At 64.9% G+C, this 26,276-nt stretch carries 33 protein-coding genes and 1 tRNA gene; 14 read left to right on the plus strand and 20 right to left on the minus strand.

Annotated features, from left to right (window positions below; translation table 11 throughout):
• Complete coding sequence (gene tnpA, locus NBT82_RS09030) at window positions 1-393, minus strand: IS200/IS605 family transposase (protein WP_251331193.1); 393 nt, start codon at window positions 391-393, stop codon at window positions 1-3.
• Between the two features lie 196 nt (window positions 394-589).
• Here tnpA and NBT82_RS09035 point away from each other — a divergent pair, with 196 nt between their 5' ends.
• The 3 genes from NBT82_RS09035 to NBT82_RS09045 are packed head-to-tail and all read left to right on the plus strand — an operon-like array spanning window position 590 to window position 2,973.
• On the plus strand, window positions 590-1,786 hold the full coding sequence (locus NBT82_RS09035; protein WP_251331194.1) for an MFS transporter: 1,197 nt from the start codon (window positions 590-592) through the stop codon (window positions 1,784-1,786).
• 47 nt (window positions 1,787-1,833) lie between these two features.
• Window positions 1,834-2,415: a magnesium transporter gene (locus NBT82_RS09040; RefSeq protein ID WP_251331195.1), complete on the plus strand. Its 582-nt coding sequence runs from the start codon at window positions 1,834-1,836 to the stop codon at window positions 2,413-2,415.
• Complete coding sequence (locus tag NBT82_RS09045) at window positions 2,416-2,973, plus strand: magnesium transporter (protein ID WP_251331196.1); 558 nt, start codon at window positions 2,416-2,418, stop codon at window positions 2,971-2,973.
• On the opposite strand, the gene NBT82_RS09050 is transcribed toward NBT82_RS09045, so the two are convergent.
• Window positions 2,962-3,342, minus strand: coding sequence for a secondary thiamine-phosphate synthase enzyme YjbQ (locus tag NBT82_RS09050; protein ID WP_251331197.1), 381 nt, complete (start codon window positions 3,340-3,342; stop codon window positions 2,962-2,964). The two genes, NBT82_RS09045 and NBT82_RS09050, sit on opposite strands and share 12 nt — an antisense overlap.
• A gap of 94 nt (window positions 3,343-3,436) precedes the next feature.
• Here NBT82_RS09050 and NBT82_RS09055 point away from each other — a divergent pair, with 94 nt between their 5' ends.
• Window positions 3,437-3,952, plus strand: a complete 516-nt coding sequence (locus tag NBT82_RS09055; protein WP_251331198.1) for a gamma carbonic anhydrase family protein — start codon at window positions 3,437-3,439, stop codon at window positions 3,950-3,952.
• 35 nt (window positions 3,953-3,987) lie between these two features.
• On the opposite strand, the gene NBT82_RS09060 is transcribed toward NBT82_RS09055, so the two are convergent.
• Together NBT82_RS09060 and NBT82_RS09065 are read right to left on the minus strand one after the other, a co-directional pair.
• The gene (locus NBT82_RS09060; protein ID WP_251331199.1) at window positions 3,988-4,401 is read right to left on the minus strand and encodes an RNA-binding domain-containing protein; all 414 of its coding nucleotides are present in this window, start codon (window positions 4,399-4,401) and stop codon (window positions 3,988-3,990) included.
• A complete protein-coding gene (locus tag NBT82_RS09065) occupies window positions 4,398-4,949 on the minus strand; it encodes an AAA family ATPase (RefSeq protein WP_251331200.1) in 552 nt (183 codons plus the stop codon). The genes NBT82_RS09060 and NBT82_RS09065 overlap by 4 nt, the downstream gene beginning before the upstream one ends.
• 38 nt (window positions 4,950-4,987) lie before the next feature.
• Between NBT82_RS09065 and NBT82_RS09070 the strand changes: the two genes are divergently transcribed.
• From NBT82_RS09070 to NBT82_RS09090, 5 genes are all read left to right on the plus strand, one after another.
• The gene (locus NBT82_RS09070) at window positions 4,988-5,215 is read left to right on the plus strand and encodes a YccF domain-containing protein (protein ID WP_251331201.1); all 228 of its coding nucleotides are present in this window, start codon (window positions 4,988-4,990) and stop codon (window positions 5,213-5,215) included.
• 41 nt (window positions 5,216-5,256) lie between these two features.
• A tRNA-Arg gene (locus tag NBT82_RS09075) sits at window positions 5,257-5,360 on the plus strand.
• Between the two features lie 720 nt (window positions 5,361-6,080).
• A complete protein-coding gene (locus NBT82_RS09080) occupies window positions 6,081-7,220 on the plus strand; it encodes a replication protein (RefSeq protein WP_425601769.1) in 1,140 nt (379 codons plus the stop codon).
• 178 nt (window positions 7,221-7,398) lie between these two features.
• A complete protein-coding gene (locus NBT82_RS09085) occupies window positions 7,399-7,887 on the plus strand; it encodes a hypothetical protein (RefSeq protein WP_251331203.1) in 489 nt (162 codons plus the stop codon).
• Between the two features lie 80 nt (window positions 7,888-7,967).
• Window positions 7,968-8,549, plus strand: coding sequence for a GIY-YIG nuclease family protein (locus tag NBT82_RS09090; protein WP_251331204.1), 582 nt, complete (start codon window positions 7,968-7,970; stop codon window positions 8,547-8,549).
• On the opposite strand, the gene NBT82_RS09095 is transcribed toward NBT82_RS09090, so the two are convergent.
• Window positions 8,544-9,038: a hypothetical protein gene (locus tag NBT82_RS09095; protein ID WP_251331205.1), complete on the minus strand. Its 495-nt coding sequence runs from the start codon at window positions 9,036-9,038 to the stop codon at window positions 8,544-8,546. The genes NBT82_RS09090 and NBT82_RS09095 overlap by 6 nt on opposite strands.
• Window positions 9,039-9,162: 124 nt before the next feature.
• Window positions 9,163-9,588, minus strand: a complete 426-nt coding sequence (locus tag NBT82_RS09100) for a helix-turn-helix domain-containing protein (RefSeq protein WP_251331206.1) — start codon at window positions 9,586-9,588, stop codon at window positions 9,163-9,165.
• Window positions 9,589-9,882: 294 nt separating this feature from the next.
• Here NBT82_RS09100 and NBT82_RS09105 point away from each other — a divergent pair, with 294 nt between their 5' ends.
• Entirely contained in the window at window positions 9,883-10,932 is a 1,050-nt protein-coding gene (locus NBT82_RS09105) for a site-specific integrase (protein ID WP_251331207.1), read from the plus strand.
• A gap of 378 nt (window positions 10,933-11,310) precedes the next feature.
• On the opposite strand, the gene NBT82_RS09110 is transcribed toward NBT82_RS09105, so the two are convergent.
• Both NBT82_RS09110 and NBT82_RS09115 read right to left on the minus strand, forming a co-directional pair.
• On the minus strand, window positions 11,311-11,607 hold the full coding sequence (locus tag NBT82_RS09110; RefSeq protein ID WP_251331208.1) for a type II toxin-antitoxin system RelE family toxin: 297 nt from the start codon (window positions 11,605-11,607) through the stop codon (window positions 11,311-11,313).
• Window positions 11,597-11,794 carry a hypothetical protein gene (locus NBT82_RS09115; protein ID WP_251331209.1) on the minus strand — a complete coding sequence of 66 codons (198 nt, stop codon included), beginning with the start codon at window positions 11,792-11,794 and terminating at the stop codon, window positions 11,597-11,599. Before NBT82_RS09115 ends, NBT82_RS09110 begins: the two co-directional genes overlap by 11 nt.
• Before the next feature lie 436 nt (window positions 11,795-12,230).
• On the opposite strand from NBT82_RS09115, the gene NBT82_RS09120 reads away from it, so the two are divergent.
• Window positions 12,231-13,046, plus strand: coding sequence for a bacteriorhodopsin (locus tag NBT82_RS09120; protein WP_251331210.1), 816 nt, complete (start codon window positions 12,231-12,233; stop codon window positions 13,044-13,046).
• Window positions 13,047-13,077: 31 nt separating this feature from the next.
• On the opposite strand, the gene NBT82_RS09125 is transcribed toward NBT82_RS09120, so the two are convergent.
• From NBT82_RS09125 to NBT82_RS09155, 7 genes are all read right to left on the minus strand, one after another.
• Window positions 13,078-13,440, minus strand: coding sequence for a DUF5518 domain-containing protein (locus NBT82_RS09125; protein WP_251331211.1), 363 nt, complete (start codon window positions 13,438-13,440; stop codon window positions 13,078-13,080).
• Window positions 13,441-13,477: 37 nt separating this feature from the next.
• Window positions 13,478-14,200 carry a hypothetical protein gene (locus NBT82_RS09130; RefSeq protein WP_251331212.1) on the minus strand — a complete coding sequence of 241 codons (723 nt, stop codon included), beginning with the start codon at window positions 14,198-14,200 and terminating at the stop codon, window positions 13,478-13,480.
• 59 nt (window positions 14,201-14,259) lie between these two features.
• The gene (locus NBT82_RS09135) at window positions 14,260-15,267 is read right to left on the minus strand and encodes a protoheme IX farnesyltransferase (protein WP_251331213.1); all 1,008 of its coding nucleotides are present in this window, start codon (window positions 15,265-15,267) and stop codon (window positions 14,260-14,262) included.
• A 6-nt stretch (window positions 15,268-15,273) separates the two neighbouring features.
• A complete protein-coding gene (locus NBT82_RS09140; protein WP_251331214.1) occupies window positions 15,274-16,983 on the minus strand; it encodes a cytochrome c oxidase subunit I in 1,710 nt (569 codons plus the stop codon).
• A 1-nt stretch (window position 16,984) separates the two neighbouring features.
• Entirely contained in the window at window positions 16,985-17,971 is a 987-nt protein-coding gene (locus tag NBT82_RS09145) for a plastocyanin/azurin family copper-binding protein (RefSeq protein ID WP_251331215.1), read from the minus strand.
• On the minus strand, window positions 17,968-18,126 hold the full coding sequence (locus tag NBT82_RS09150; protein WP_251331216.1) for a hypothetical protein: 159 nt from the start codon (window positions 18,124-18,126) through the stop codon (window positions 17,968-17,970). Before NBT82_RS09150 ends, NBT82_RS09145 begins: the two co-directional genes overlap by 4 nt.
• Before the next feature lie 76 nt (window positions 18,127-18,202).
• Entirely contained in the window at window positions 18,203-18,787 is a 585-nt protein-coding gene (locus NBT82_RS09155) for a DUF7474 family protein (protein WP_251331217.1), read from the minus strand.
• 95 nt (window positions 18,788-18,882) lie between these two features.
• On the opposite strand from NBT82_RS09155, the gene NBT82_RS09160 reads away from it, so the two are divergent.
• Window positions 18,883-19,959 (plus strand): DNA primase, encoded by a 1,077-nt coding sequence (locus NBT82_RS09160; protein ID WP_251331218.1) that lies wholly within the window; start codon window positions 18,883-18,885, stop codon window positions 19,957-19,959.
• 14 nt (window positions 19,960-19,973) lie between these two features.
• Here the strand turns inward: NBT82_RS09160 and NBT82_RS09165 are convergent, their stop codons facing one another.
• The gene (locus NBT82_RS09165) at window positions 19,974-20,171 is read right to left on the minus strand and encodes a DUF7472 family protein (protein WP_251331219.1); all 198 of its coding nucleotides are present in this window, start codon (window positions 20,169-20,171) and stop codon (window positions 19,974-19,976) included.
• A 216-nt stretch (window positions 20,172-20,387) separates the two neighbouring features.
• Between NBT82_RS09165 and NBT82_RS09170 the strand changes: the two genes are divergently transcribed.
• Window positions 20,388-21,089 (plus strand): SWIM zinc finger family protein, encoded by a 702-nt coding sequence (locus NBT82_RS09170; RefSeq protein WP_251331220.1) that lies wholly within the window; start codon window positions 20,388-20,390, stop codon window positions 21,087-21,089.
• Here NBT82_RS09170 and hjc read toward each other — a convergent pair.
• Window positions 21,086-21,508: a Holliday junction resolvase Hjc gene (gene hjc, locus NBT82_RS09175; RefSeq protein ID WP_251331221.1), complete on the minus strand. Its 423-nt coding sequence runs from the start codon at window positions 21,506-21,508 to the stop codon at window positions 21,086-21,088. The two genes, NBT82_RS09170 and hjc, sit on opposite strands and share 4 nt — an antisense overlap.
• A gap of 45 nt (window positions 21,509-21,553) precedes the next feature.
• Window positions 21,554-21,682: a hypothetical protein gene (locus tag NBT82_RS20025; RefSeq protein ID WP_256476690.1), complete on the minus strand. Its 129-nt coding sequence runs from the start codon at window positions 21,680-21,682 to the stop codon at window positions 21,554-21,556.
• 209 nt (window positions 21,683-21,891) lie between these two features.
• On the opposite strand from NBT82_RS20025, the gene NBT82_RS09180 reads away from it, so the two are divergent.
• Complete coding sequence (locus NBT82_RS09180) at window positions 21,892-23,433, plus strand: ATP-binding protein (protein WP_251331222.1); 1,542 nt, start codon at window positions 21,892-21,894, stop codon at window positions 23,431-23,433.
• 20 nt (window positions 23,434-23,453) lie between these two features.
• Here the strand turns inward: NBT82_RS09180 and NBT82_RS09185 are convergent, their stop codons facing one another.
• The gene (locus tag NBT82_RS09185; RefSeq protein ID WP_251331223.1) at window positions 23,454-24,734 is read right to left on the minus strand and encodes an adenosylhomocysteinase; all 1,281 of its coding nucleotides are present in this window, start codon (window positions 24,732-24,734) and stop codon (window positions 23,454-23,456) included.
• A gap of 198 nt (window positions 24,735-24,932) precedes the next feature.
• Window positions 24,933-26,240, minus strand: coding sequence for an amidohydrolase (locus tag NBT82_RS09190; protein ID WP_251331224.1), 1,308 nt, complete (start codon window positions 26,238-26,240; stop codon window positions 24,933-24,935).
• Between the last annotated feature and the right edge of the window lie 36 nt (window positions 26,241-26,276).

Genomic DNA, 26,276 nt, shown 5'->3' on the forward strand with positions numbered 1-26,276 from the left:
CTACTGTTCCTCCACGTACTCCATGAGTACGTCGATGCTCACCTGCCCGGTGGTGGCGAGGAAGTACCCCGGTTGCCAGAACGCGCTGTCGAGCGCCTGTCGAACCTCGGGATTCTCGTCACGGATTTTGCGGGACGTGACGCCCTTGAGCGAGTTGATGAACTTGGTGAGGTCCGTGGTGGGCTTCGCCGTGAACAGGATGTGAACGTGGTCGGAACCGCCGTTGACGTTCTGGATGCTCACGCCGAAGTCCTCGGAGATGTCGCTGGCAATCTCACCGATGCGTTCGGCTATCTCGTCGGTGAGGATGTCCGCGCGGTACTTTGTGACGGTCACGAAGTGATATTGGAGTGCGTAGACCGTGTGCGACCCTTTTTCGAGGTTGTACTTCATTTGGCTGTACTGATTTCCACACACCCAATTCTAATAAATATTTGCCGTCGTGGGGTATTCGGCCTGCAACCGACGGTGGAACGTGAGGCAGTTGTCGGCTTCACGCCCGCTCTCAGGCGGGATTCTCGCCTTGAAGAAAGATAGGCCGGCCTCGACGGGGTGGTGTTTTTGTGGGTGACCGTTCGATACTGCTCCCGTGCCGTCCGGCCTCGCGTCCCGGCGTCCCCGCCTCGGATCGTTCGACGTCCTCGCACTGACGGCGCTGCTGTGGTTTCTGGCGAAGTTCCTCCGCTACGCCGTCCCGCCGCTGTTCGGCACCTTTCGAGGACTGTACGGCGTCTCCAACGCGGAACTCGGGGCGATGTTCTCGGCGCTCATGGGCGGCTACGCGCTCATGCAGTTCCCGTCCGGCGCCCTCGCCGACCGGATCGGGGCCGTCCGGGTGATCGTCGGCGGCGCAGTCGTCGCCGCGACCGCCACCCTCCTGCTGTTCGCCTCGACGACGTACGCCGTCCTCGTGGTCGCGGTGGTCGGCGTCGGCGTCGGCACCGGTGCCCACAAGACCGTCGCGATCACCCTCCTCACGGCCGTCTACAGCAACCGGACCGGGCGGGCGCTCGGGGTCGTCGACACCGTCGGCGAGTTCGGGGGCGTCCTCGCGCCCGCGGTCGTCGTCGCCGTCCTTGCGGCCGCGCTCCCGTGGCAGTCGATCTTTCTCGTCGCCGCCCTCGCCGGGCTCTGTCTCGCCGGGACGTTCGCGGTCCGCGTGCCGCGACGTCTGTCGGACCGCGCCGTGGGCACGCCGGACGACGGTGGAGTCCGCATCCGGTCGTCCCTCGCGGCCGTCGCCACCGGGCGCCTCGCCGCGTTCGTCGTCGTCACCGTCTGCTTCGCGTTCGCCGTCGGTGGTGTCACGGCGTTCCTCCCGCTGTTTCTGGAGCGTCGGCCGGGCATCGATACGCACCTCGCCGGCCTGCTGTACAGCGCCTTCTTCGTGGTCGCGGCGGTTCAGCCCCTCTCCGGCGAACTGGCCGATCGAGTCGGTCCCCTGCGCGTGATCGCCGGACTGCTCTGTCTCGGGGTCGCAGCGGTCGGCTGGCTGCTCGCGGCGGCCGGCCCCCTGGCCGTCGGCGCCGCGACGCTCGCGCTCGGGGTCGGCCTCCACGGGGTGCGCCCCGGTCGTGACGCGTACCTGATGACGGTCATCCCCGACGACGGCGCCGGTGGGACCCTCGGCGTCGTCCGCACGATCATGATGGGAGCGAGCGCCGTCGCCCCGGCCGCAGTCGGCTACCTCTCCGAGGCTGCGACGTTCGGCGTCGCCTTCGGGGTCCTGGCGGCGTCGCTCGCGGTTGCGGCCGCCGTGGTCGGCGTCCTCGCGGTCACGCGGTAGGCGGCAGTCCCCCCGACTTTTCATCCCGGCCCGCATTGACCACGACGATGACCGTCCGCGAGGTGGCCGTCGAGGCCTACCGCGAGGCACTTCCGGCGCTCGGCGCCAGCCTCGTCGGCGGATTGCTGGCCGGCCTCGTCCTCGGTGGGATGCGCTCGGACCTGCGCACCGTCGAGGGCTTGCTCGTTCTCGTCCCCGCCCTCCTCGCCACCCGCGGTAACGTGTACGGGTCACTCGGCGCACGCCTGGCGACCGGTCTCCACCAGGGGTTGATCGAGCCCCGGATCCGCGCCGGCGACCGGCGCCTCCGGGCGGCCGCGGCCGCCGCCCTCGCCAACGGCCTCTTCACCTCGCTTTTCGCCGCGGCTGCCGCCTTCGTCATCCTCTCGGCGCTCGGTATGCCCGTCGCCCCGGTCGGGCGTCTCCTCGGCATCGCCCTCGTCGCCGGCCTCCTCTCGGGGACCACGCTCGTCGCCGTCGTCGTCACCGTCGTCTTCGCCGGCTACCGTCGCGGCTACAACCCGGACACGCTCGTCGGGCCACTCGTCACGACGACGGGCGACGTCTTCGGGGTCCTCTTTCTCCTGATCGCGGTCCGAACCGTCGCGCTCGTGCTGGGGGGGATCTGAGTGTCGACCCCGTGGAGCGTCCGTGCCATTTCGCGGGCCATGCTCCCCGTACTCCTTCTCCTGACGCTCGTCGAACTCGGTAGCGGGCTCGTCCTCGGCAGTTTCGAGTCGACGCTCCTCCGGTATCCCTCTCTGCTCGTCCTGATCCCGGTCACCATCGGCACCGCGGGGAACCTGGGAAGCGTCCTCGCGGCCCGTCTCTCGACCGCCTTCCACCTCGGGACGCTCTCCTTTGCCCCCGACGACGAGACGCTCGCGGGCAACGCCGTCGCCACCGTCGCCCTCGCGGCCTCCATCTTCCCGCTCGTCGGTCTCGGCGCGTGGGGACTGAGCGCGCTCACCGGGTCGACCGCCCTCTCGCCGTGGACCGTCCTCGCCGTCTCGATCACCAGCGGCCTCTCGCTCGCCGTCCTCGCCGTCGTCGTCACCGTCGTCGCCACCTACGCCGCCTACCGCTTCGAACTGGATCCCGACGACGTGGTGATCCCCGTGGTCACCAACACTTGCGACGTCCTCGGGGTAGTGCTGCTTTACCTCTCGGTCCTGCTATTCGTCTAGCACCCGCACCGTCCGCTCGCGCGGGCCATCACACTCGACGAACAGGACGGACTGCCACCGGCCGAGTGCGAGGTCGCCGCCGGCGACCGGAACCGTCTCCGACGGTCCCAGCAACAGCGCCCGCAGGTGCGAGTCGGCGTTGCCGTCGAGTTCGTCGTGGGCCCACCCGTCGTCCGGCACGAGATCCGCCAGGACGGTCCGCACGTCCGAGAGCAGGCGCGGTTCGGCCTCGTTGATCGTGACGCCGGCGGTGGTGTGTTCGACGAAGACGGTGACGGTTCCGTCCGTGCCCGCCGGGACTGCGGCGGCGACCCGATCGGTCACGTCCACAACGTCGAGGCGTGTGTCGGTCGAGACGGTGAACTCCATGGTCGTCGCTCGGGTGGCCGACCGAAAAACGCTCCTCATTGCTACTCGACACCGTGGAGCAAGCTATTCGGTACCACGCCGCGTACGACCGTCCATGGTCGACAGCCGCGACTACGAGTTCGAGGGAGACCGTCCAGACGTCGATCCGGACGCACGCGTCAGCCGCGAGGCGACGCTCGTCGGCGACGTGCGCGTCGGCGCCGACGCCAGCGTCTGGCCCGGCGTGGTGCTCCGGGGGGACGTCGCCCCGGTCGAGGTCGGTCGGGAGTCACACGTCGGCGACAACGCCGTCCTGCACGCCTCGACGGTCGGCGACCGGGTGATGGTGGGCCACGGCGCCATCCTCAACGAGTCCGCCGTCGGCGACGGGTCGCTCGTCGGCTTCAACACGACGATCAACGCCGACGTGACCGTCGGCGACCGCTGCATCGTGGCCTCCGGGACCGTCGTTCCGGAAGCCTACGACATCCCCGCCCGCTCGTTCGTTCGCGGCGTGCCCGCGACGGCGACGCCGTTGGCGGAGACGAGCATCGACGCCGACGCCATCTTCGAGGAGTACAGCACCGGCGGCTACACCGACCTGGCCGCACGCCACACTGACCTGTTCTGATCGGTTGGCCGTCCTCGGTCGAGGGCGCGACGTGGTCACTCGTCCGGTCGAATCGGCCGGCCGTCCTCGGTCGGGGGCGCGACGTGGTCGACGAACGTCTCCACGTCGGGGTCGTGGACCGTCACCTGCACCTCGATGTCGCCGAGTTCGTCGGGGTTGCCGACGGCGAAGTTGATCACGCCCTCGAGGGCCGCTTGCTTTTTCAGTGCGAACCCGAAGCCGTCCTCCGTCGCCTCGGCGAAGAATCGCTTACGGGCGGTGTCGAGGATCTCCTGGTCGTGCAGGCGCTCGGCGAACCGCTCCATCGAGTGGGTCTCGCCGACCAACTGCCCCGGCTCCTCCCGGATCTCGGCGGTGGGAAACAGGTTCCGAATCGCGTCGGCGACGCGGTCGGTCACCTCCGTGTCGCGGACGGGTGCGACCACCCGCACGTCGACCCGGTGGATCATCGCTCCACCTCCACGCCGAGCAGGTCGCGAACCCGGGCGTGGAACGACGTCAGCGATCCCGTGTTCTCGACGGTCACGTCGGCCCGGTCCATCACCTCGTCCATCCCGAAGCCGAGTTCGCGTTCCTCGCGCTCGCGGAGGGCCTCGCGGTCGACGTCGGAGTCGTCGCGCTCGCGGTCGGAGAGGCGACTCACCCGGGTCTCGAACGGCGCCTCGACGCTCACGAGGACGAAGTCGTCGCCGAACGCCGCCTCGAAGCGATCCGCCTCGACCGGCGAACGGAGGCCGTCGACGAGGACCGTCTCCGCCTCGTCGAGTGCGTCCTCGATCAACGGGAGCGACCGCTCGGCGATGGCTGCCTCGCCCTCCTCCTCGCGGAGTGCCGTCGCCACGTCGCCGTGGTGTTCGCCCGGATCGAGTCCCCGCTCCCGACACGCCCGTCGGATCACGTCGCCCATGGTGACGACCGGGATGCCCGCCTCGTGTGCGACCGCGGCGGCTTCGCCCTTGCCGCTCCCCGGAAGCCCCACGGTGCCGAGTACCTTCATCGACCTCTCGTACCCGCCTCGTGGCCTTATACTCTGCCGTGTCGTCCCGTCGAGCGCGAGGTTCTTCGCTGTCCGGCGCCTTCCGTCGCTATGGCTCAGCGTTCCCCCTCACCCGTGCCCTCTGGTTCGTCGTCGTCGGGTGGATCGGCTGGCTCTGTGCGAACGTCGCCAGCGCTCTCGCCGTCACCGTCGTCGGCCTGCCCCTCGCGATTCCGATGTTCGATCGCCTCCCGCTTGTCACGTCGCTGTATCGGTTCGACGGCTAAGCCGAACGGTTTTTTGACTCCGCTACCCTCGTCGCCGACGAGGGCACGTAGCTCAGTCCGGATAGAGCGTCGGACTTCTAACTCCGCGCGGTCGCGTGCGGGGGAAGCCATCCGACGGTCGTGGGTTCAAATCCCATCGTGCCCGTACAGCAACACTCGGTTGCCTCCTTCAGCGTGAAAACACGCTTCAGGAGTACTACCGCGTCAATTCTCGCGGTTCTCATTCCCTCCGTCACGCTCTCAATCTGGAGTTCGTTCAACGGCTGAACGCCCCCCTTCGCCTGCTGTCGATTTCTATACTCGGCTCCGGCTGTCAGCGGGGAACTCCACCCACCCATCTACCGACCCACCGGAAACGAACCGGAGTGGGGTCCATGCGGCCCCCGGCGGTTCGTTTCGGTGCATCGACCGGCGGAGCATCCGCCGGGAGCGAGGAAAAGGGAGCGAGGCTCGTCGACGAGCGAGCGACCTTTCGGAGCGACGCGAGGAGATCGGCGTCGGGCGCTAACCGACGCCGACCGAGTGACCGACCGGAAGCGGCCCCCCTTCCATGGGGGGCCGACCCGGAAGTCCGAGCGCACGCTCTCGACCGAAGGGAGAGAGCCAGCGAGGTTGCGGTGCTGGTGCGGGGGCGGTCGTGGTGAGCGATCCAACTTCCGTAACTGGACCACACGCCCCAGACTGGGAGTCGCGCTCTCGGCCTTCCAAGAATAACTGTAAACCAGACTCAAACGAGTCTGAAACCTCCGAAGAACGCATATCCGGTCGCTACTGGTGGCGTCGAAAAAACGAGACTGTCGACGAACTACTCGACACACTCCCCCAGCGGTCGACTCGACCGGCCGCGGTTCGTGAGAAGACAAAATTGCGCGAGGACTGCGTCCGAGATCGCGCTGACGGTGGGCATCGATCTAAACCGATGAGTGCAGTTATCCGCGAATTTCTGAGTTGGTACAACGACTACCGCCACGCTCACCTGGTGTTCAACGACCCCGACGGCAATACTGTTCGCTCAAAGATGGAAAATTCACACCAACCCAGCTATGGGAATCGATACTACGCTCGCTTCAAGGCTCTCGAACGGCAGGTCATTCAGGAATACGATAATCCTCACTCCTGCATCCTAACGTTCTCCGGATCACACAAGAACGCCAACGGTGATTGGCGCTGTCCCGTCGACCACCTTCGCGACGTGATCGACACGTGGCGTCCCGAGCGCGGCGGTGGTGTCTATCATCAGCTCCGTCAATCACTTGACGGCATGGAATGGGAGTATTGCGTCGGTGTCGAACACAATTCGAAGGGTTACGGGCACGTACACGTCGGTGTATTCGTCGACGGTGAAGTTGCTGAATCAGATTTTCACAACGTCATTGACGAACATCTCCGCCTCTGCGATATTGCGCACCGTGATGCTCACAACTACTACCATCCTGATTCCGAGAAGAAGCCAATTTCTGTGCGGCGTATCGATCCGAGCCTCGATCCCGAGGACTACGATGGTTCGAGCGATGTTGTCGGCAACGTCGCATCATATCTTGCTGAGTACATCGGTGCTGCCGCCGATTCGGAGTTATTCGACCGATCTCCCCAGGAACTCTATTTTCGTGCCGCTTGCTGGGCATCTGGAACCCAGCGCGTTCGCTTCTCGACCGGTGCTAACGAGATGATTCGCCACGATCGTGATGAATCACGCCGTGTTGAGACGATGGGGCCAGTAAACCATGGCTGGAAACCCGACGCAACCGCAGAAAAAATCGCTGAAGCCGCGAACCATCCTGACCGCTCGGCTACCGAGTGGCTAGAAGAACCGGACGAAGGATGCTGGACCCTACAGGGAATCGGTCGGGTCGACGATGAGGGTGAGACTACGTTCGAAATCGAACAATCAACGGTCCAGTATCGGGAGATTCACGGTGCGGAGTCTCTTGATCCACCGAAAAAGTTGCCACCTACGCGTCCGATACCAGAGTCAACTGATACATCGTTAGTGGAGTACCATTGATACCTATATTTCCCCGAGATTCGGCCAATCTGCATGATTACAGGCTTCGTACGGGAAGGGTTAGTCTAGTATCAGTATTATTATGATATAGTCGGCATTCTGTCTTCAAGGTATCTGTTGCTTATAAGAATCAATAGAGGCGACATGATTTTTATTCAGGGCTGAATTGTATGGCAATATGGCAATAGAAATTATTGTTGATATCGTAACTCCGCTTTCTCTTGTCGCACTTGTTTACCAGCTCTGGCAGAGAAAAAAGCAATTTACTACTGAATTTGAGGATAATTTCACTGACCAATACCGGGACGTTGCTATCGAGATACCAGTAGACGCCTTATTAGATGACTCTGATGGAGACGGATATCGAGGCGATCTCAAACAATATTATAGATATGTCGATCTAACAAACGAACAAATATTTCTGAGAAAAGAAGGAAGAATAAGCAAATCGACTTGGGAGAATTGGCGGAAAGGAATCGAGTCTCATTTGGATCGGGATGATTTCCGGAGGGCTTGGCAAGAGATCAGATCAAGAGACCCCGATAGTTTTAAAGAATTACAGAAATTTGAAAATAAGGAATTTCCCGATGATCCCCGGCGTTGGGATCACTCATACCGAGCCTTTCTGGAAGCTTGGTGGTATTCAATCTGGAACCGAGGTGGTTGATTGCGATGGTAACTCAAAATTCTGTTCTGCTGCGGAACCCAAATATAATATAGATTGTAAAGTATTGACGTTATGATTGCATGGACTCTATTGATTTGCCCTCCAGTGAAGAGATTCTGCACCCTGATTCACTCCCGCCGGTAGATTCTAATAATATTTCAAATGAACTGAATTTTCTCTCTTCACTCTCTGGATATTCCTCCGATAATATAGTGTATGTACTGAGATGTAGACAGATGGAGCCTGATTCAAAAATTATTTCACGAGCTGAGTTACTTTATGATGATGTTGATACTTACAAGCAACATTATTATCCAAATTGGGTTGATCATGCTCTTGAATCTGAGCTTCTCTTGTATGTTGGGTGGACTAATGATGTTCAAAGGCGGATAACGGACCATTTAACTGGTGAAGGTGCTGTTTTCACAGAAATATTCCCTCCTATAGGGATAGTGAAATTATACCCTGCAGACACATCCAGAGAGGCTAAGCGAATGGAATCACAGGTTGCTTCTCAATTATCTGATGCTGTATCCGGTCGCGGCACAATTGAGTTCGACGATGATGAACCCTATTCCTTTGCCGACTTTATTTCAGAAGTTGAGTCTTCAAATCCTCCGCCTCAATTGGTATCTGAAACCGCATATGTCTATTCACTATAGATCAGATCCCCGTTCTGCAGGTGATTGATTCAGTTCATCACGTTCTACTTTCGACAGTTCTATCTCTATTTTTTCATATTCGTCATATTTCCCCAGATTAGAGTCATGAAAACCTCTATCTGAACATTGTTCATATACTACTTTGCTGATTGACCCATTTTCAGGTATTTTCAGGGTCAGTATCATTCGCACTTTTGCACCTGGATCAATTAGAACTGCTCCAGAAAACCATCCTGGTGGAAGTTCGTCATCGGAAAAGCGATGATCCTTAAGTCCACTGTACATATTTCCGTCTTCGCCAACAAACTGGATATATTTGTCATTATATTCCCAAGTTCCATCACTCAAATTCTCAACAGCTACACAAAGAAACTTCTCATCAACAGGGCCCTCCACATGGTGGATCAATTTTCCTAAATCAATCTGTATAATTCCCAGTATATCTATTCTTATATAATCTCCGCGCTCGGAAGCGACGACATTTTTCATATTATTTCAGTTAGTGACATATCCGAAATATCTATCGGAACTTCAATACTTCTTTTTCAGAGAGCTTCCTCTGCTAGCAAATAAAATCGCCGAGACGGATTTTGAACTGATGAATGTATTGAACCTATTTATTCGCATCTTCTATGTTTTTGACTTCTTCAGGAGAACAGATTTTGGTTACAACCCAATCGTCAGGTGGTGAGTGCTCCCCCTCAATGTGCTCTGCCTTGATATTTTGTCGCATTCTTGCGTACCCTTCATCGGTCAGTGTGTAATGACCGCGTTCGACTTTCTCAACAATATTTCCTGCCTCAAGTGTATTCAGTCGCCGTGAAACCGAACTTCGCGGTCTGTCCAAATTCTTCGCGATTAGTGATGGTGTGAAGATCAAGCCTCGGCCCAGTAGTATGCAGATCTCTCGATCAAGATCAGTGATCCAATCGGGCGGATCAAGCTCCTCGTAGTCATAATCTTCTGTATTCCATGTAACTCCGTATTTTTCATACACCTCATAATCATCTGGCTTCGGTTGCTCGTCAGGGTCAGTCATACCTGTAGGCACGACACTCTGATGCTAAAAGAGTGTCGCCAATCAAAGGCGGTTCAATAGAACGTTACTAATTACACGAAACAACTAAGTGCCGTTGCTATGATGGAGAGTATGTCACGGAACACTGCGGAGCGTGACCCCGTCCAAAGAGACACGCTCCGCGTCACGCCGTGGCATCCAAGGTGGATGCATGAATCAGTACGCAAGCCCAACTCGTAAGATTGCTGGAATCGCAGCACAACGACTATCGATCCGGTGTAGTCACTCGATTTTCCCCGGTTCGGTGGTGGCTCGATGAGCGATCTCGAACCAATCCCGCCGGAGCAGGCCGTGAAGATGTTTCACGATGCCATGCTCGACGAACACGCCGAGTCGACACGCCGTAGCGAAAAACACCGACTCCGCGCTTTCCTCCAATTCTGTGATGAACAGGGAATCGAGGATTTGACCGAACTCTCCGGGCGCGACCTGTACCTATACCGTACGTGGCGACGAGACGGTCAGGGAGACGGCCGTGAATCAATAAAGAAAGTCACCCTCAAGGGTCAATTGGCTACTCTCCGGCGATTTCTCCGATTTGCCGCCGACATAGACGCCGTGCAAGCGAAGCTCTACGAACAGGTTACCTTGCCGACGATGACGAGCGGCGAGGACGTTTCGGAATCAACCCTTTCGGCTGACCGCGCCATCGGGATTCTGAAATACCTCGAACGTGCCCAACCGGGCTCTCGTGATCACATCATCGTCCTTCTCCTCTGGAAAACCGGTGCTCGAACCGGGGCGGTCCGTGGTCTCGATCTCCGTGATCTCGATCTAGATGGCACACACCCGCGAGTCAACGGCCCGGCGATTCACTTCGTCCACCGCCCCGAGACTGGAACGCCGCTGAAGAATCAGACGAAAGGAACTCGGTGGAATCGGATCAGCGAATCAACGGCCCGCTACCTTCAGGATTACATCGACTACCACCGGCACGACGTGACCGACGACCACGGCCGAAACCCATTGATAACAACTGAATACGGCCGTCCCGCGGGCAATACGCTACGGAAATCGCTCTACCGAGTGACCCGACCCTGCTGGCGTGGCGAGGAGTGCCCACATGATCGTGACCTGGAACACTGCGACGCGACGCATCTCGATCACGCCAGCAAATGTCCGTCGGCTCGCTCACCCCACGATCTCCGTAGCGGGCGCGTGACGTACTACCGACGCGAGGACGTTCCCCGCCGAGTCGTCAAAGATCGACTCAACGCCAGCGAGGATATCCTCGACCGGCACTACGACCGGCGTTCGGATCGAGAACAGGCAGAACAGCGTAGCGACCACCTCCCTGACCTATGATTTCACAATTCGATACTAAACGGGTCTCGAACTCCGGTATAGCGGGACCCCATCGTGCCCGCTATCTGCGAACGTCAGTGAGCAGTAGCGGCTACTGGGATTTGAATCAGGGAGCGGCTTCGCCGCGACCGTGGTTCAAATCCCATCGTGCCCGCTCACTCGTTTCACTCGTTCGCAGCCACGATGTAGCCCCGCTCGCTCACTGCGTTCACTCGTGGGACTCCCATCGTGCCCGTGGCAGTACCAAAACATCAGAACTTGGCCGCAGAGATGGTTTATTTCGACGTTTCGAATGCGAGAGCCGTCGAACTCGGATCCCGTATTTCCGAACGGAGTCCATCTATTTCGAAAAACTGACCAACGCAGCCACGACCCCGTTCAATCGAACCCGTAGCGCTTGTGTGCCTCGTCGATGTCCACGATCTCGATCACGCGGACTTCCTCGTCCGCTTCGAGTACGTCATAGAACGCGGTGTGAGTCCGCCCGATATGCAGACGATAGAGTTCCTGTCCCTCGATCACTAGCTTCTCTTTGTCACCGGATCCTGAATCCGGTCTCGAATACGGATCGTCCGCCAACTTCCGGAGATTGTCCGTCACGATGCGTGTGCTCTTCTCGTCTAGCGCGGCGACGTACTCACGGGCTTCCTCCGCGAGGAGAACCTCATAGCTCATCGAGCGCCGTCAGTTCGTCAGTGTCTGCTTCACGGACCTCCGTCGCTCGTTCGACGAGTTGTCGACGCTGGTGTTCCTGGATCAGTTCCCCAAGCAGGTCGTCGTACGTCTCGCCCGCCCCCTTGAGCTCGTTCAGTTCTTTCCACCGCTCCTCCGTGACCGGGATTCGTTTGCTGGCGTTGGACATGCGTGCTGACACCTCTGTTCAATCCTTACAACGCTTACAGCCAAAAGGTTTCGGTGGACGAACTGCGTTCGCTACTATCGGGGTTGCATGTCCCCAAAGAACCGGATTCCATCGTACCCGCTCACTCGTGTCACTCGTTCGCGGCCACGATGTAGCCCCGCTCGCTCACTGCGTTCACTCGCGGGACTCCCATCGTACCCGTGACCGCACGGCCGAACGCCCCGGGGATTCGAGTCAGATGCGACCCTCGTGACCTCGCGAATCGTCGTCTCCTCGCCGTTCCGATCGAGAACGGGCCGCACAGCGCTGCGGTCTCCTCCCCCGGTTCGACCGTCGAACGATCCACCGAATCCCGGGTCGAGCGAACGACCGGGCCAAAATCATCGGATCGTCTTCAGGTATTTGTGTGTACGGGACGTACGCAGGGCGGATAACGATGATCAATCCGACCGACTCACTCGGCGTACTACTCCAGACACAGGGCGAAGTGGTCTCACAGATACAGAACGACGTGTTGCTCAGTTCGTCGCTCTGGGTCAACATCGCTCTGGCGGGATTCGCCGCCCTGTTGTTCGCGTACATGGGGCGAAACGTCTCCGCGGGCCGTCCCCGCCTCATCTGGGCGGCGACGCTCATGATCCCACTCGTCTCGATTTCGAGTTACCTCGGGCTGCTCTCGGGGTTGACCGTCGGCTTCGTCGAGATGCCTGCGGGCCACGCGTTGGCCGGCGAGGAGGTGATGAGTCAGTGGGGTCGATATCTCACGTGGGCGCTGTCGACGCCGCTGATCCTGCTCGCGTTGGGACTGCTCGCCGACGTCGACGCCGGGAGTCTGTTCGCGGTCATCGCGGCGGACGTCGGGATGTGTCTGACTGGTCTCGCTGCGGCGCTGGTCACCTCGTCGTACCTGTCCCGCTGGCTGTTCTACGCGATCAGCTGTGCCTTCTTCGTCGTCGTCCTGTACGCCCTGCTGGTCGAGTGGCCGCAGTCGGCCGCGTCGGCCGGAACGGGCGATATCTTCGGGACGCTTCGGGCACTCACCGTCGTGCTGTGGCTCGGCTATCCGATCATCTGGGCCGTCGGGGTCGAGGGCTTCGCACTCGTACAGTCCGTCGGACTCACCTCGTGGGGCTACTCCGCGCTGGACGTCCTGGCGAAGTACGTGTTCTCGTTCCTGCTGTTGCGGTGGGTCGCCGCCAACGAATCGACCGTCTCCGTCTCCGGTGGCGTCGGGGCCTTCGCCGACGACTGACGGGAGTTCGGCGGCGTCCCGCCGACCCCGTTCACACTCCGTCGACCAGATACGACCCCAGATACCCGCCGAGCGCGCTCAGCCCGACGGTGTAGGCCACGGCGACCGCGCCGCCGACGAGGACGACGAGTAGGCCGCCGATTCCGAGCGCCGACCCGCCGTGCAGGCCGAAGGCGAAGAAGCCGAGAAAGAAGACCGCGAGGAGGCCAAAGAGGACGAGCGGTATCGCAGCGAGCAGTCCCGAGATTGCGCCGACCCGGAGTCCCGCGTTCGCGTCGGCCTCGTTCAGGTAGGCGGCGACGCCGCCGCCGAGGACGGGCGAGAAGGGGATAAACGAGAGGACGACGGTGACGACGGCGCCGAGCAACGCGTGGAGGGTCGAGTCGGAGACCATACGCTCACCTGTCACGCACGGGGCAAATACCTTCGGCTCACGCCTCGGGTACCATCGACAGCGTGCGCGTGTACCGGCGGATCGTGTTCCCGTCGGCGTCCTTGAGGAGGACCTGGAACTGTTTCTGGCCGGTCACCGTCGTCAGTTGTCCCTCGTGGATGTCGAACTCGAACGGGGGCTGGCGGTCGACGGCGATCCGATCCCCGCCGCTTTGCACGACCACGTGGTCGATCCCCGCCGACTCCGTCAGATGGCAGTGAACGTGCGCCTCACCCCCGGCCGACGACTGCGTGCAGAGGAGGTCCGGGTTGATGTCGGCGCTCGTCCCGTCGAGCGACGACTGAAAGTCGAAGGTGACCGGTGCCACGGGGAGGGTGCCGAGGACGACCACGGCGACGAGAAAGAGGGCGAGCCCACCGGTCGGGAGATGCCGGCCGAGGGCCGTCTTCGTGTCGTTGCTCCCACCGCCCCGCCGCCAGCGGAGCGCGAGCGGGATGACGAGAAAGTGATGGACGGGACCGTACAGGATCAGGAGGAAGCCGTAGGCCATCGGATACGTGAGCCAGGTCCACCCCCGTTGATAGGAGAGCAACAGGTTCGACGCGGACCACAGGAAGAAGCCCAAAAAGACGAGCGCGCCACTCTTGAGGAATCGCCAACTGAGCGAGTTGGCGTAGTACACCGACCGTAACGTCCGCCAGGCGTCCCGAAGGCTTCCGGCGAGCCACGCCGACGGCGACCGAACGGTTTCGTCGCTCATCACCTGTCAGTGCGGACCGCAGCCGCAGGGGTGTTGTGACGAACGTGTTCGGATGGGACTCAGCCCGTTACCCGCACCCGGAGTCGGTCGTATGCCCGCACCGCCCGACCCACCCAGTTCGGCGCCGGCGCGGCACGGACGTCCCCGAGGCTCGGTCGGGCGATCCAGAGGCCGACGAACGCCACGACCGTCCCCGTGGCGGCGACGGTCCCGGTCACCAGCGGCCGTCCGGCGACGACGCCGTCCACTCCCCACGCGACGAACGTGACCGTGAGCAGGACGTTCGAGGTAAAAAACGCCCGCACCGCGTGTGATTCGCCGCCGCCGCCGGCGAACGTCCGGTAGGCGAACAGAAAGAGGGGAACGCCGCCGACGAAACTCCCGGCGTAGGCGGGGCCGGCGACGGGGACGAGGGCGGCCGCGACGGCGACGGTCCCGACCGCCGACGTCCAGACGGCGCGGCGCACGCGGTCGACGGGGGCGACCGCCGGGAGCGTCGCGACCCCCGCGGCGGCGAACTCGTCGCGGTAGACGACCGCCAGCGCCCACGCGTGGGCCGGGGTCCAGACGAACACCAGCGTCGCCATGGCGACCGCCGGCACCGCGAGCGGGCGCACGGCAGTCCAGCCGGCGAGGACCGGAAAGGAGCCGGCGGAGCCGCCGAGGACGACGCCGAGCCAGTGCTGTCGCTTCAACAGGACGGTGTAGAGGCCGACGTACGCGGCGACGCCGAGCCACATGTACGCCACCGAAACCGGAGCCAGCGCCCACAGGCCGATCCCCGTCGCGGCGACGAGGAGGCCGACGCCGAACGCCAGCGCCAGCCGGGAGTCGAGCCGCCCCTGTGCGAGCGGTCGACCCGCCGTCCGGTCCATGATCGGGTCGATGTCTCGGTCGTAGTAACAGTTACAGACGGCGGCGCCACCGGCCATGCCGAGTCCCGCGAGGACGAAGGCGAGGAGGTCGGCGAGCGGGAGTCCGCCGGCTGCGAACGTCGCACCCGTTCCGGTGAGCGAGAGTAGCGCGGCGATTCGCGGCTTCGTCAGGGAGAGGAGATCGGAGAACACGGACGATCACCCGACCTGCCAGAGCTGACTGAGCAGGTACCAGTTGAGCGCCCACATCACGACGAACACCCCGAGGAAGACGGAGGTGAGGATGAACGTCCCGCGCATGCTCAGGAGGTGGTGGGGCGTGGCGTCGCCGCCGTCGGCGACGGTCGTGGGTCGCTCGACCGGGAGCGCGCCCTCGTACCGGTCGCCGCCGAGCAGCGATCCGACGGCGACGAGGACGAACAGCGCGCCGCCGAGGATGGAGACGAGCGCCATGATCCCGAAGATGACGAACAGCGGTCGCGCGGCGGCGAAGCTGAACTCGGTCCCCGGAATGTCCATCACCGAGGGGTGTCGGCGCGGGATGCCGTAGAGGATGCCGAGATACATCATCATCAGCGAGGTCACCCCCATCGCGCCGCCGTAGAGATACGGCTGGATCGTCGCGACGGGCCGGGCGATCCACTCGCGGCCGAACACCAGACGGAGGACGTAGTAGCCGAGTCCCATGAACGCGAGCGTGGTGCCCGTGGCGACGGTGGCGTGGAAGTGGCCCACGGTCGCCAGCGTGTTGTGCCAGGTCATGTTCAACTGCATCTGGCCCATCATGACGCCGGTGATGCCGCCGAGGAAGCCAAAGAGGATGATCGAGAGGACCGTCGCGGCAAAGCCGGGATCCCTCCACGGTGCCGACCAGAGCCAGCCGAAGGTGCCGCCGCCCTCGCCGCGCTTCCGCCGGCCGACTTCGAGGCCGGCGGGGATGGCGAAGGCGTGGATCATGCTCGCGATCACGGCGCCGTAGGCGGCGTAGGAGGTGTTCCAGATCCGCCAGGCGGCGGAGACGCCGGGATCGGACATCAGGTGGTGGGCCGCGCCCATGTTGATGAAGAAGAGATAGAGGACGAACGCCGAGCGGGACACCTTCTCGCTCGCCACCTCCGCGCCGCCGACGACGTGAGTCATGAAGTACCAGACCGAGATCATCGCCAGCAGGTTGATCTGCTGGCTGCCGTGGCCGACGATCCAGTACATCTGCCGGTACCACGCGGCGTCGATGTGTTCGACCAGCCCGACCCGCCAGAAGAAGGTCGGCACGTAGGTGATGAGGCCGCCGACGATGGCCTCCGCGGCGACGATGGCCGTGATGAACGCGCCGAAGGCGACGAGGGGCAGCGTCTGCCCCGGATTCTCGCGCTTCTCGCGCCAGATGGTGGCGAGGAAGGGCAGCGCCGCGACGAGGGCGCCGGTCAGGAAGACGACGACGCCGAGGTAGAACCACGGCGAGGAGGGGAGGGGGGCGTAGGAGGTCAGGAGCGGCGCCTGGTTCGGTTGTTTCGTCAACCAGATAGCGACGTTGATCAGCACCGCGCCGCCGAGCATCAGCACGTAGCCCACCTTCGCCACCCGCGGGAGCGATAGCGGCCGACCCAGCACGTACGGCCCGCCCACGTAGAGGACGGCGATCTCCATGAAGATCATCCAGAAGATCAGCAGGTTCCAGGCGTGGATGCTCAGGAAGGTGTAGAAGTCCGCGGGCGCCAACAGACCGACGAGTTCCCACCGCGTCAGCGCGACGAAGATCGCGAAGATCCCGCCGATCAACAGCGCGACGATGGCCGTCAGGCCGAACAGTTTCACCATGTCCTCGGCGGACTTGTGAATCTGCAGGCCGGTCACCGAGCAGTCCCGATACCCCTCGTCGTCGTAGCTGAACGTGCCGAATCCGAACATTTCAGACCACCTCCACGACGCCTTTCATGCCGAGCGCGAGGTGTGGCTGGCAGTAGTACTCGTAGACGCCCGCGTCCTCGAACGTGTGCTGGAGGCTGAACCCCTCGTTCTCGATCGGTTCGTGACCGCTCCAGTCGGCGCCGTCGGGCGCCGATTCGACGAGGACGTTGTGCGTCGGCGACGCCCACTCGAAGGTGACCGTCGTCCCCGGTGAGACACGAACCGCCGCGGGCTCGTAGACGTACTCGCCGCCGGGACCGACGGTGACGGTGACGTCGTCGGCGCCGGTCTCATCCACCGCCGACCCCTCCCAGTTGCCCGCCGCGCCGCCGCGGGCGTCCCCGGTGAGCCAGCCGTCGTAGGCGGTCGCATCGCCGTCGTCGGTGCCGGTACCGCCGCCACCGCTGTTGCCGGCCGATCCACCGCTCCCCGATACGTCCGGCACCGACTCCCGAACCACGAAGGTCGCGTGCATGGTCCGGTGGCCGGTGCCACAGAACTCGTTGCAGACGACGTGGTACGTGCCGGGGTCGTCGAACTGCATCGGCACTTTCCACTCGTAGCCCGGGAGCATCTGGAGCGAGAGTTGCTTGCTCAGCGTGTCCTCCTGTCGGACCGAGAAGCCGTGTTGGACGTCGTACGTGCCGAGGTGGAAGACGTACTCCCGGCCCGTCTCCAGTACGGCGGGCAGGCCGTCGAAGGCGTAGCGCATCGCCCCGACGTAGACGTCGTCCCCGGGCGGCACCAGGCCGGCGTCGACCTCGCCAGCCCGCTGTTTGTACGCTCCGACCTTCTCCCGGTAGTCGGCCGTCGAGAGCTTCAGCGTCTCGCCGACCTGATTCTGCTCGCCGAACTGCATCCAGCCGGCCATCCAGCCGAACAGCGTCACGGCCCACACGCCCGACAGCCCGAGCCAGATGGTCTCGCGGCGGTTCACCCGTTCGTTCCACCAGTCTCCCTCCGGTGGTTGGATCGGCGATTTCATCATCCTGGCTTGACGCTCATGAGGTCGATCAGGCCCCAGACGATGTACGAGAGCGTGAAATACAGCAACGCGGCGCCCGCGAGGAGCCACGGGCTCTCCAGCAGTTGCTGGGGCCACGGTTCGTCCGCTTGGTCGGTCGACGCACCCGATTCTGCCATACGACAATGTGGGCCGATCGGCCGCGTAGACCTAGCTGCGAACGTGTTCGGGGTGCTTCCCACTGGGTGAAACTATCTATCGCTGCCGGTCGATGATCCGCTTTGCCGCCGTCGCCTTCTCCTTCCAGCCGTAGCCCGACTCGTAGACGTGACGTTTCTTCTCGACCAGCGCCTCGGGACTCGCCTCCTCGAAGCCGCCGCGGTCCCACGCGCCGCTCTCGCGGAGCCACTCGACGACGTTCGCCTTCGTCTCCTCCCACGAGAGGCCGACCATCTCGTACCACGCGATCATGGCGAAGACGGCGTTGTCGTGACAGCCGGGGACGCTCCCGCGCTCGTAGACGGTCTTGATCGGGTCGCTGGTCGGCACCGACACCGCCTCGCGGTACTCGTCGGCGGGGAGGAGGCGGAGGCGGTCGTTGGCGTCGTCGACGCGGCCGTCGCGACGCAGGCGCTCGACGGCGGCCTGTCGCAACGGGCCCCACTCCTCGACGCGTTCCGGGAGGGCGTCGGCGTCGGTCACACCTCCCGAGAGCACGGCGACCACGTCGACGTACGCCGCTTCGACGTCGGCCCACGGTGTCCCCTCGAACCGACAGTCCGCGTCGTGGAGGCTGTTGGTCGTCCGGCAGTCGGGACAGGCGTAGTCGAACGTCGGCACTACCGTCACCGGTGGCGGGGCGCGAACTTATGTCGTGTGGTCGGCGTCGCCCCTGACCGTCGCGCTTATCCACCCCGCTCTACAACCCATCGGCGATGCGTCCAGACCCGCTCTACGCCCGGTATCCCTTCCTCGGCGCGGCACGAGCGGCGGTCCAGGAGGCGGACATCTCCCCGCCGCGGCTGGTTACCGAGGGCGACCCCGCCGTCGACCGCGCCCGCGAACGGGTCGAACGCGCGCTCATGTCCGGCACCGTCGCGTCGGAGACGCCCGAGCGCTGGAGCGACCGGGACGAACTTCTCTCGTATCCCATCGCGCGCATCCTCGTCTCGCTGGTCGACGTGCGGGCGGCCGTCGAGAAGTACGCCGACGCCGAGGCGACGACCGCCTTCGAGCGCCTGCGGACGGATCTCTCGGCCGACGACGAGGAACTGCGGAGTGTCTCGACGCCTCGGGCCGACCTGTCGACGTTCCTCGACGAGTTCGACCTCGACGACGCGGTCCGGCGCGTCGACGGGGACCGCGGCGACGACGCCTTCCGCGTCGACGTGACCGCCTACCTCCGTCTGGCCGACCCCGACTGGGGGGCGGACTGGCGGCTGGTCAACCGTGACCTCGCCGACGGCGCGGTGCCCGTCGAGAGCGACGAACTCCACCACCTGCTCCGCGAGGCCGTCCGCCGCCGGGTCGCGGCGGGGCTCCCCTTCGAGGTCCGGGAGAGTGCCGGTGGCGACGCCCTCGCGGCGGCCCTCGACGACGACGTGACCGCGCTCCGTGACCGCCTCGCCGAGCGTGACCGCCTCCCCTCGGTCGACACCGTCGACTCGGAGCAGTTCCCGCCCTGCATGCGGGCGCTGCTCGACGAGGCGGCCGCCGCGGCCGACCTCCCTCCACACTCCGCGTTCGCGGTGACGGCGTTTCTCGTCTCGCTCGGCCTCGACGCCGAGGCCATCGCCGAGCGCTGGCCCGGCCTCGACGACGGTGACCTCACCTACCGCGCGACGGTCCTCGCCGACGAGCGCGGCGCCGGAAGCCAGTATCCCGCGCCCTCCTGTACGACGATGCGGACCTTCGGCGACTGCGTGAACCCCGACGCGCGCTGTGAGACCATCGACCACCCGCGCCGGTACTACGCCGCGGCCGTGGCCGACGCCGAGGACGGCGCCGATTGAGCGCTCGTTCCGCCCTAGTCCGCGAGAAAGAGGCCCACGCCCGCCATCACGAGGATGAACGCCGCGATGCTGGCGACGAGTGCCAGTCCGCCGGCCGGGCCGAGACCGCCGTCGTTGAAACCGGTGCCGATGCCGACGACGAGAGCGACGAAAACGGCCACTGCGCCGACGGAGATGGCGATTTTCCGGGCCATCCCCTCTTCGAGTTCCATGTTCGGGAATCCGCCGGCCTCGGCAAAAGGGCTTCGATGATCTCCCCACCACCGATTCGACCGTATTCGGGAGTCATACCCGATCGGACGAGGGTTTAGGTGTGTCGAGCCCCAACCGCCGATGGGATCGAAGCCGCTCCCGCGTCGGCGTTCTGACCGCCGCGGCCGCCGCGCAGTCGGCGGCCACTGGCACCGGATGCCGGCGATTCACCACACATGACGCATCCAGCATACACACCCGCGTCACTGCCGGCGACCCGTCCGAAGACCACCCTGCCGGCCGCCGGTACGACCGGCCGATCACGGCGTGCCCGGAGCGAGCCGATGGCCGTTCGACCGCTCCGTGACGGCCGCTACGCCGTCGAGACCGAGGGTGGGACCTACGTCGTCGCCCTCGACGCCAACGCCTGCACCTGCCCGGATCACCGGCGCCGGCGCGCCCGGTGTAAACACCTGCGCCGTGTCGCCCTCGAAGTGACCGCTCGTCTCGTGCCGCCGCCGGGGGAGCGCACCGCCGTCTGTGCGGTCTGTGGCGGACGGACGTTCGTCCCCACGGCCGCCACGGGACCGGCGCTCTGTGACCGACACGCTCTCCGGCCCGGAACCCTGGTCGCCGACCGCGAGACGGGCGACCGACTGCTGGTCGTCGCAGCCACGGGCGACCGTGCCGACCGCGTCGAGACCGACGAGGGCCGCCTCGTCGCCGACTACCCCTCGAACGCCGACTACGGGGCGCACGAACCCGTCTTCCGAGCCGTCTACGTCGACGCCCGCCACCGCGACGGCGAGGTGCGGACCTACGCCTTCCCGGCGTCCCGCCTCCGTCGCCTCCGGCACTCCACGGCCGTCGACGGCGACACCGACGCCGACGCGGGACCCACACCGACCGACACTGGCGCCACGCCGACGACCGCCTAGGCGTCGTCCAGGCGCGCCTGTTCGGAGTGGCCGACGAGTTCGTCCAGATCCGTCCCCTCCGCCAGCGCCGTCTCCTTTTTTACCCGGTAGTTGCCGCCGTCGGTGACGTGGCAGTCGCCGGGGTGAAAGAAATACCAGTCCTCGCGATCGAAGCGGACGGCGATCCGGGCGTTGGCGCCGAAGTTGCGGGCGAAGTAGATCAGCGACTCGACTTCCTCGCCGGTGAGATAGATGGGGTCGCCGGCGCTTGATTTCGCCTCGATGGCGTAGAACCGGTCGCCGTCGCCGGCCAGTACGTCGGGCAGGTCGCGTTCGGTCGCGCTGCCGCTCGCGGGGGCGCGCATCACCGCGAAGCCCGCCGCGTCGAGTTCGTTGACGAGTTCGCGTTCCCGGCGGTCACCCTTGCGGTTCGCGGACATACTCCGATTCGGCGGTGGCGGTTCTTAAGTTGCGGGACCGGCCGCTCACGCCGGCGGCCCCCGTGGGGAGCCGGTCGTCGTCATCGTCTGGATGACGAACTCGATGGAGACGACGGTCGATCGGTCGACCCCTCCCAGCCGCGCCAGCGCGACGCCGTACGTGACGGTGTACACGCATCGCCATCCCGGAGAGATAGCAGACGATGAGTCTGTCCCGTCGGGACAGTTCGACCGCCGGGAGAGTCGGGGAAGCGGGGCCATCGTCGGACACACGGCTTCTCGTCGAGAGAGGACATCCCCGTCCGTGCGCCAACTGGGGCGAACATGGCTCTCGGTCGACAGATCCCGATGGTTTTCTACCGCTGGCCAGTGATGGCGTCACGATGGCACTCTGGAGCGGGTTCCCGCACCGACTCAATGTCGGCGGGTTGCTCGTCGCGGCCGTCGGCTACGGACTGACGCGCTACTCGGTCATCGAGTCGCTCCGCCCGGACGCGTCGCTGGTCGGCTTCCTCCTGAGTGACGCGCCGGTCCTGGTCGCCGGATTCGGGCTCACGGCGTTCGGCTTCGGGCTGGCGATGAGTTCGCGCGACTCCGCCGAGGCGGCGGTCGTCGCTCGCTGGTGTCTGCTCGGGACCGGTGCCATGGCCGCGGTGATCGGCCTGACCTACGCGGCCGTCTGGCCGGTCGCACCGTCGACGACCGAGGCACGGCTGATCGCCAACGGGCTCGTCGGCGGAGCTGTCGGGGGGACGCTCACCGGCGTGTGGTCCGTCCGCGCCCGGCGCCATCGACGCGACGTGTCCCGACAGGCCGACCGGCTAACCGTCCTCAACCGCCTCCTCCGGCACGAAGTACTCAACAAGGTGAACGTCATCGAGGGGTACGCGTCGGTCGGCGGCGGGCAGGCCGACGGCGGACGCCCGGCCGAGCCGTGGGACGTCGTCCGCCGGCACGCCGACGCCATCGACGACACCATCGACGTGGTCGGAATGCTGACCGCGGGCGAGGATCCGTATCCGGTCGACCTGCGCGAACACGTCGAGCGGGCCGTCGAGTCGGTTCGACGGACACATCCGTCGGCGACCGTCGAACTGGACGCGGTCCCGGCCGTCGAGGTGTGTGGGTCGGCCCACCTCCACGTCCTGTTCGAACACCTGATCGAGAACGCCGTCGTCCACGACGACCGCCCGACGTCGACGGTCCGGGTGTCCGTCGACGCGGCCGATCCGACCCGGTCAGTGCGCGTCCGGATCGTCGACGACGGACCGGGTCTCCCGCCGGCTCAGCAGCGCCTCGTCCGCGACCAGGTGACTCCCGAGGAGGACGACCCCCAATCGGGGTTCGGTCTCGCCCTCGCGCGACTCATGCTCGACGACGTCGACGGCGACCTGACCGTCGAGACACCCGTCGCCGACGGTCGCGGGACTGCACTGACGGTCGGTCTCCGGCGGGAGGATCCCGCCGAGTGGCACACCGGCGTCACCCCCGACCGTCTCCGGCGTGGGGCGGCCGCGGGGCTGGTGGCCGGGGGCGCGATGGGGCTGCTGACGCAGTTCATCACCGGACGGATCGGCATCATCGGTGCCCTCTACGGCGTCGAAAACGCCGGCGTCGGCTGGGTCACCCACCAGTTCCACAGCGTCTTTTTCGCCCTCCTGTTCGTGACCGCGACGGTGCCGTGGGTCCGCGCCGACGACTGGCGGACGACGACCGCTCTCGGCGTCGGCTACGGCGCCGCGCTCTGGCTGGTCGCCGCCGGCATCGTGATGCCGCTCTGGCTCCGGATGGTCGGCATCCCGGCACCGGTACCGAACCTCCGGTTCCCGTCGCTGGCCAATCACCTCCTCTGGGGGGCCGTCTTCGGCGGCGTCTACGCCTGGCTCCGGCGGCGGCGGTGGCTGCTGGCGGCCGACGACGGCTAAGCGCCCCGAGCGCGGCCGGTCTACGTCCCGTGGTCCCAGGAGTCCATGTACTCCCGTTGCTCGTCACTCAGGTCGTCGATGGCGATGCCCTCGGCGTCGAGTTTCACCTCCGCCACCTCCCGGTCGAGGCGGTCGGGCACCTCGTGGACGCCCGCGTCGTAGGCGTCGGGGTTCGCGGCGAGTTCGCGCACGCAGACCGCCTGCACGCCGAAGCTCTGATCCATCACCTCGACGGGGTGGCCCATCGAGAGCGGGCCGGCGAGGTTCACCAACCGCCCTTCGGCGAGCACGTTCAACCGGCGACCGTCCGGGAGTTCGTACTCCTCGACGCCGTCGCGGACCTCGCGGGCCGAGACGGCCATCTCGTCGAGCCGTTCCAGGTTGATCTCCACGTCGAAGTGGCCGGCGTTGGCGAGGAGGGCGCCGTCGCCCATCCGCTCGAAATGTTCCCTCTCGATCACGCCGCGGTTGCCCGTCGTCGTCACGAACACGTCGCCCTCGCTCGCGGCCTCGGCCATCGGCATCACGTCGTAGCCCTCCATGTGGGCCTCCAGTGCGCGCCGGGGGTCGACCTCCGTGACGATCACGTCGGCGTTCATCCCCGCGGCTTTCTTCGCGACGCCGCGACCACAGTAGCCGTAGCCCGCGACGACGACAGTCTTGCCCGCGATGGCGAGGTTGGTCGTCATCGCGATGTTCGTGAGCGCGGACTCGCCGGTGCCGTGGACGTTGTCGAACAGCGTCTTCATCGGCGTGTCGTTGACCGCGAACATGGGGTACTCCAGCGCGCCGTCGTCGGCCATCGACCGCAGGCGGTGAACGCCGGTCGTGGTCTCCTCACAGCCGCCCTTGAGTTGCGGGATCAGGTCGGGGTGTTCGTCGTGGATGTGGGTGACCATGTCGGCGCCATCGTCGACGGTGATCGTGGGGTCGACGCCGACGACCGCCTCGATGGCGTCGTAGTACTCGTCGGTGTCGATGCCGTGGGCGGCGTAGGAGGTGACTCCGGAGACGGCGTGAAGCGCGGCGCTCACGTCGTCCTGGGTCGAGAGCGGGTTGCAGCCGGTGATGGCAACCTCCGCCCCGCCGATGGCGAGGAGTTCGACCAGTACCGCGGTCTTGGCCTCGACGTGCATCGCCATCGCGATCCGCTCGCCGTCGAGCGGTTGCTCGTCGGCGAACGTCTCGCGGAGTTCGGCGAGGATGGGCATGTGGGCCTCGGCCCAGTCCATCTTCCGTCGTCCCTCGGCCCGCGCGGCCTCGGGGTCGTCCAGTCGCTCGGCGATCGTGGCTGCGGTCATACGCCCCGTAACGGGAGGCGTGGCAAAACGCTACCGTCTCCGCTCGCAGTCGTGTCGGTACGAACCTCTTTCATCCTCGTTCGCAACCCCCCGCGGGTGGCGTGGGTTTCGACCGAGGGGCGGACGTCCGCTCCACGGCGACGATACGACTGCCCGCGGCCGAGACCGACTGACGCCGCCGACGTTCGATCGTGGGAGTCAGGCCGTCTCGTCCCGGACGCCCGCCCGCTTCAGCAACCCGCGGGCCCGCTTTTCGGCTCGCTCCATCACCGCCGCCTCGTCGAGCGTCAACACCTCGCGGTCGCGCATCAGTACCGTCCCGTCACAGACCGTGTGGCGTACGTCCGACCCTTTGGCCGCGTAGGCCAGGTGGCTCACGAGGTCGTGCCGGGGCGTCAGATGGGGGAGGTCCAGATCGAGCACCGCGAGGTCCGCCGCCGCGCCGGGCTCGATCCGTCCCGCGTCGAGCCCCAACACCGAGGCGCCGCCCGCGGTCGCCATCCGGACGGCGTCGGGGGCAGCGACGGCGCTCGCGTCGTCGGCCGCGAGTTTGCCGAGCATGGCGGCGTCGCGCAGCTCGTCGAAGAGGTCGAGGTCGTTGTTCGAGGCGGCGCCGTCCGTGCCGAGGCCTACCGAGACGCCGGCGTCCAGCAGTCGCTGTACCGGCGCCATCCCCGAGGCGAGCTTCATGTTCGAGGCCGGACAGTGGACGACACCCGTTCCCGTCTCCGCGAGCAGGGCCATCTCCGCGTCGTCGAGATGGACGCCGTGAGCGAGGAAGGCCGAGTCGTCGCAGAGCCCGAGGTCCTGCGCCCACTCCAGCGGTCGCTGTCCCCGCTCCGCGACGATGGGGTCGACCTCGTCGACCGTCTCGTTGGCGTGGTAGTGGACCGGCACGCCGGCGTCGGCCGCCCCCTCGGCTGCGAGTTCCAGCAACTCGGGCGTGACGGTGGTGAGGCTGTGGGGCATCACCGCCGTCGAGATTCGCCCGTCTGCGGCGCCGTCGAGTTCCCGGGCCATCGCGATACTCTCCTCGACGTCGTCGCGGGCCTCCGCCGCCGCTTTCCCGGCCGCGATGGCGCCGTGCCCGAGGACGGCCCGCAACCCCGCCCGCTCGACCACGTCGGCCGTGCGGTCGATCTCGAAGTACATGTCCGCGAAGGTGGTCGTCCCCGACCGGATCATCTCCAGAACGCCGAGCGCGGCGCCGGCCTCGATATCCGCGGGTTCGAGCGCCGCCTCGACGGGCCAGATGTCCTCCCGAAGCCACGTATCGAGGGGCTTGTCGTCGGCGTGGCCCCGCAGGAGCGTCATGGCGACGTGGGTGTGGGCGTTCACCAGTCCCGGGATCACGAGGCCGTCCGACGCGTCGAGTTCCTCGTCGCCGTCGAGGCCGGCCCCGATCTCGACGATCTCGCCGGCCGCCCGGTCTACGAGCACGTCCGCCTCGGCGACCGTCATGTCGGGATGGAGGATGCGCCCGTCGCGGATCGCAAGCGTCTGCATACCTCCCCCTCGCCCCCGCTCGGGAAAAGGTATCTG

It is taken from the genome of Haloplanus sp. HW8-1, from assembly GCF_023703795.1.
In the GTDB taxonomy this organism is placed as follows: domain Archaea; phylum Halobacteriota; class Halobacteria; order Halobacteriales; family Haloferacaceae; genus Haloplanus; species Haloplanus pelagicus.

Coding starts and splice junctions, on each gene's coding strand:
- NBT82_RS09060 (WP_251331199.1), bottom strand. CDS start 4,401: ATGATCCACCGGGTCGACGTGCGGGTGGTCGCACCCGTCCGCGACACG.
- NBT82_RS09115 (WP_251331209.1), bottom strand. CDS start 11,794: ATGTCCAACGCCAGCAAACGAATCCCGGTCACGGAGGAGCGGTGGAAA.
- NBT82_RS09055 (WP_251331198.1), top strand. CDS start 3,437: ATGGTCGACAGCCGCGACTACGAGTTCGAGGGAGACCGTCCAGACGTC.
- NBT82_RS09185 (WP_251331223.1), bottom strand. CDS start 24,734: ATGACCGCAGCCACGATCGCCGAGCGACTGGACGACCCCGAGGCCGCG.
- NBT82_RS09050 (WP_251331197.1), bottom strand. CDS start 3,342: ATGGAGTTCACCGTCTCGACCGACACACGCCTCGACGTTGTGGACGTG.
- NBT82_RS09090 (WP_251331204.1), top strand. CDS start 7,968: ATGGACTCTATTGATTTGCCCTCCAGTGAAGAGATTCTGCACCCTGAT.
- NBT82_RS09145 (WP_251331215.1), bottom strand. CDS start 17,971: ATGATGAAATCGCCGATCCAACCACCGGAGGGAGACTGGTGGAACGAA.
- tnpA (WP_251331193.1), bottom strand. CDS start 393: ATGAAGTACAACCTCGAAAAAGGGTCGCACACGGTCTACGCACTCCAA.
- NBT82_RS09160 (WP_251331218.1), top strand. CDS start 18,883: ATGCGTCCAGACCCGCTCTACGCCCGGTATCCCTTCCTCGGCGCGGCA.
- NBT82_RS09110 (WP_251331208.1), bottom strand. CDS start 11,607: ATGAGCTATGAGGTTCTCCTCGCGGAGGAAGCCCGTGAGTACGTCGCC.
- NBT82_RS09040 (WP_251331195.1), top strand. CDS start 1,834: ATGACCGTCCGCGAGGTGGCCGTCGAGGCCTACCGCGAGGCACTTCCG.
- NBT82_RS09100 (WP_251331206.1), bottom strand. CDS start 9,588: ATGACTGACCCTGACGAGCAACCGAAGCCAGATGATTATGAGGTGTAT.
- NBT82_RS09105 (WP_251331207.1), top strand. CDS start 9,883: ATGAGCGATCTCGAACCAATCCCGCCGGAGCAGGCCGTGAAGATGTTT.
- NBT82_RS09130 (WP_251331212.1), bottom strand. CDS start 14,200: ATGAGCGACGAAACCGTTCGGTCGCCGTCGGCGTGGCTCGCCGGAAGC.
- NBT82_RS09085 (WP_251331203.1), top strand. CDS start 7,399: ATGGCAATAGAAATTATTGTTGATATCGTAACTCCGCTTTCTCTTGTC.
- NBT82_RS09150 (WP_251331216.1), bottom strand. CDS start 18,126: ATGGCAGAATCGGGTGCGTCGACCGACCAAGCGGACGAACCGTGGCCC.
- NBT82_RS09125 (WP_251331211.1), bottom strand. CDS start 13,440: ATGGTCTCCGACTCGACCCTCCACGCGTTGCTCGGCGCCGTCGTCACC.
- NBT82_RS09180 (WP_251331222.1), top strand. CDS start 21,892: ATGGCACTCTGGAGCGGGTTCCCGCACCGACTCAATGTCGGCGGGTTG.
- NBT82_RS09065 (WP_251331200.1), bottom strand. CDS start 4,949: ATGAAGGTACTCGGCACCGTGGGGCTTCCGGGGAGCGGCAAGGGCGAA.
- NBT82_RS09120 (WP_251331210.1), top strand. CDS start 12,231: ATGATCAATCCGACCGACTCACTCGGCGTACTACTCCAGACACAGGGC.
- hjc (WP_251331221.1), bottom strand. CDS start 21,508: ATGTCCGCGAACCGCAAGGGTGACCGCCGGGAACGCGAACTCGTCAAC.
- NBT82_RS09190 (WP_251331224.1), bottom strand. CDS start 26,240: ATGCAGACGCTTGCGATCCGCGACGGGCGCATCCTCCATCCCGACATG.
- NBT82_RS09165 (WP_251331219.1), bottom strand. CDS start 20,171: ATGGAACTCGAAGAGGGGATGGCCCGGAAAATCGCCATCTCCGTCGGC.
- NBT82_RS09140 (WP_251331214.1), bottom strand. CDS start 16,983: ATGTTCGGATTCGGCACGTTCAGCTACGACGACGAGGGGTATCGGGAC.
- NBT82_RS09095 (WP_251331205.1), bottom strand. CDS start 9,038: ATGAAAAATGTCGTCGCTTCCGAGCGCGGAGATTATATAAGAATAGAT.
- NBT82_RS09170 (WP_251331220.1), top strand. CDS start 20,388: ATGACGCATCCAGCATACACACCCGCGTCACTGCCGGCGACCCGTCCG.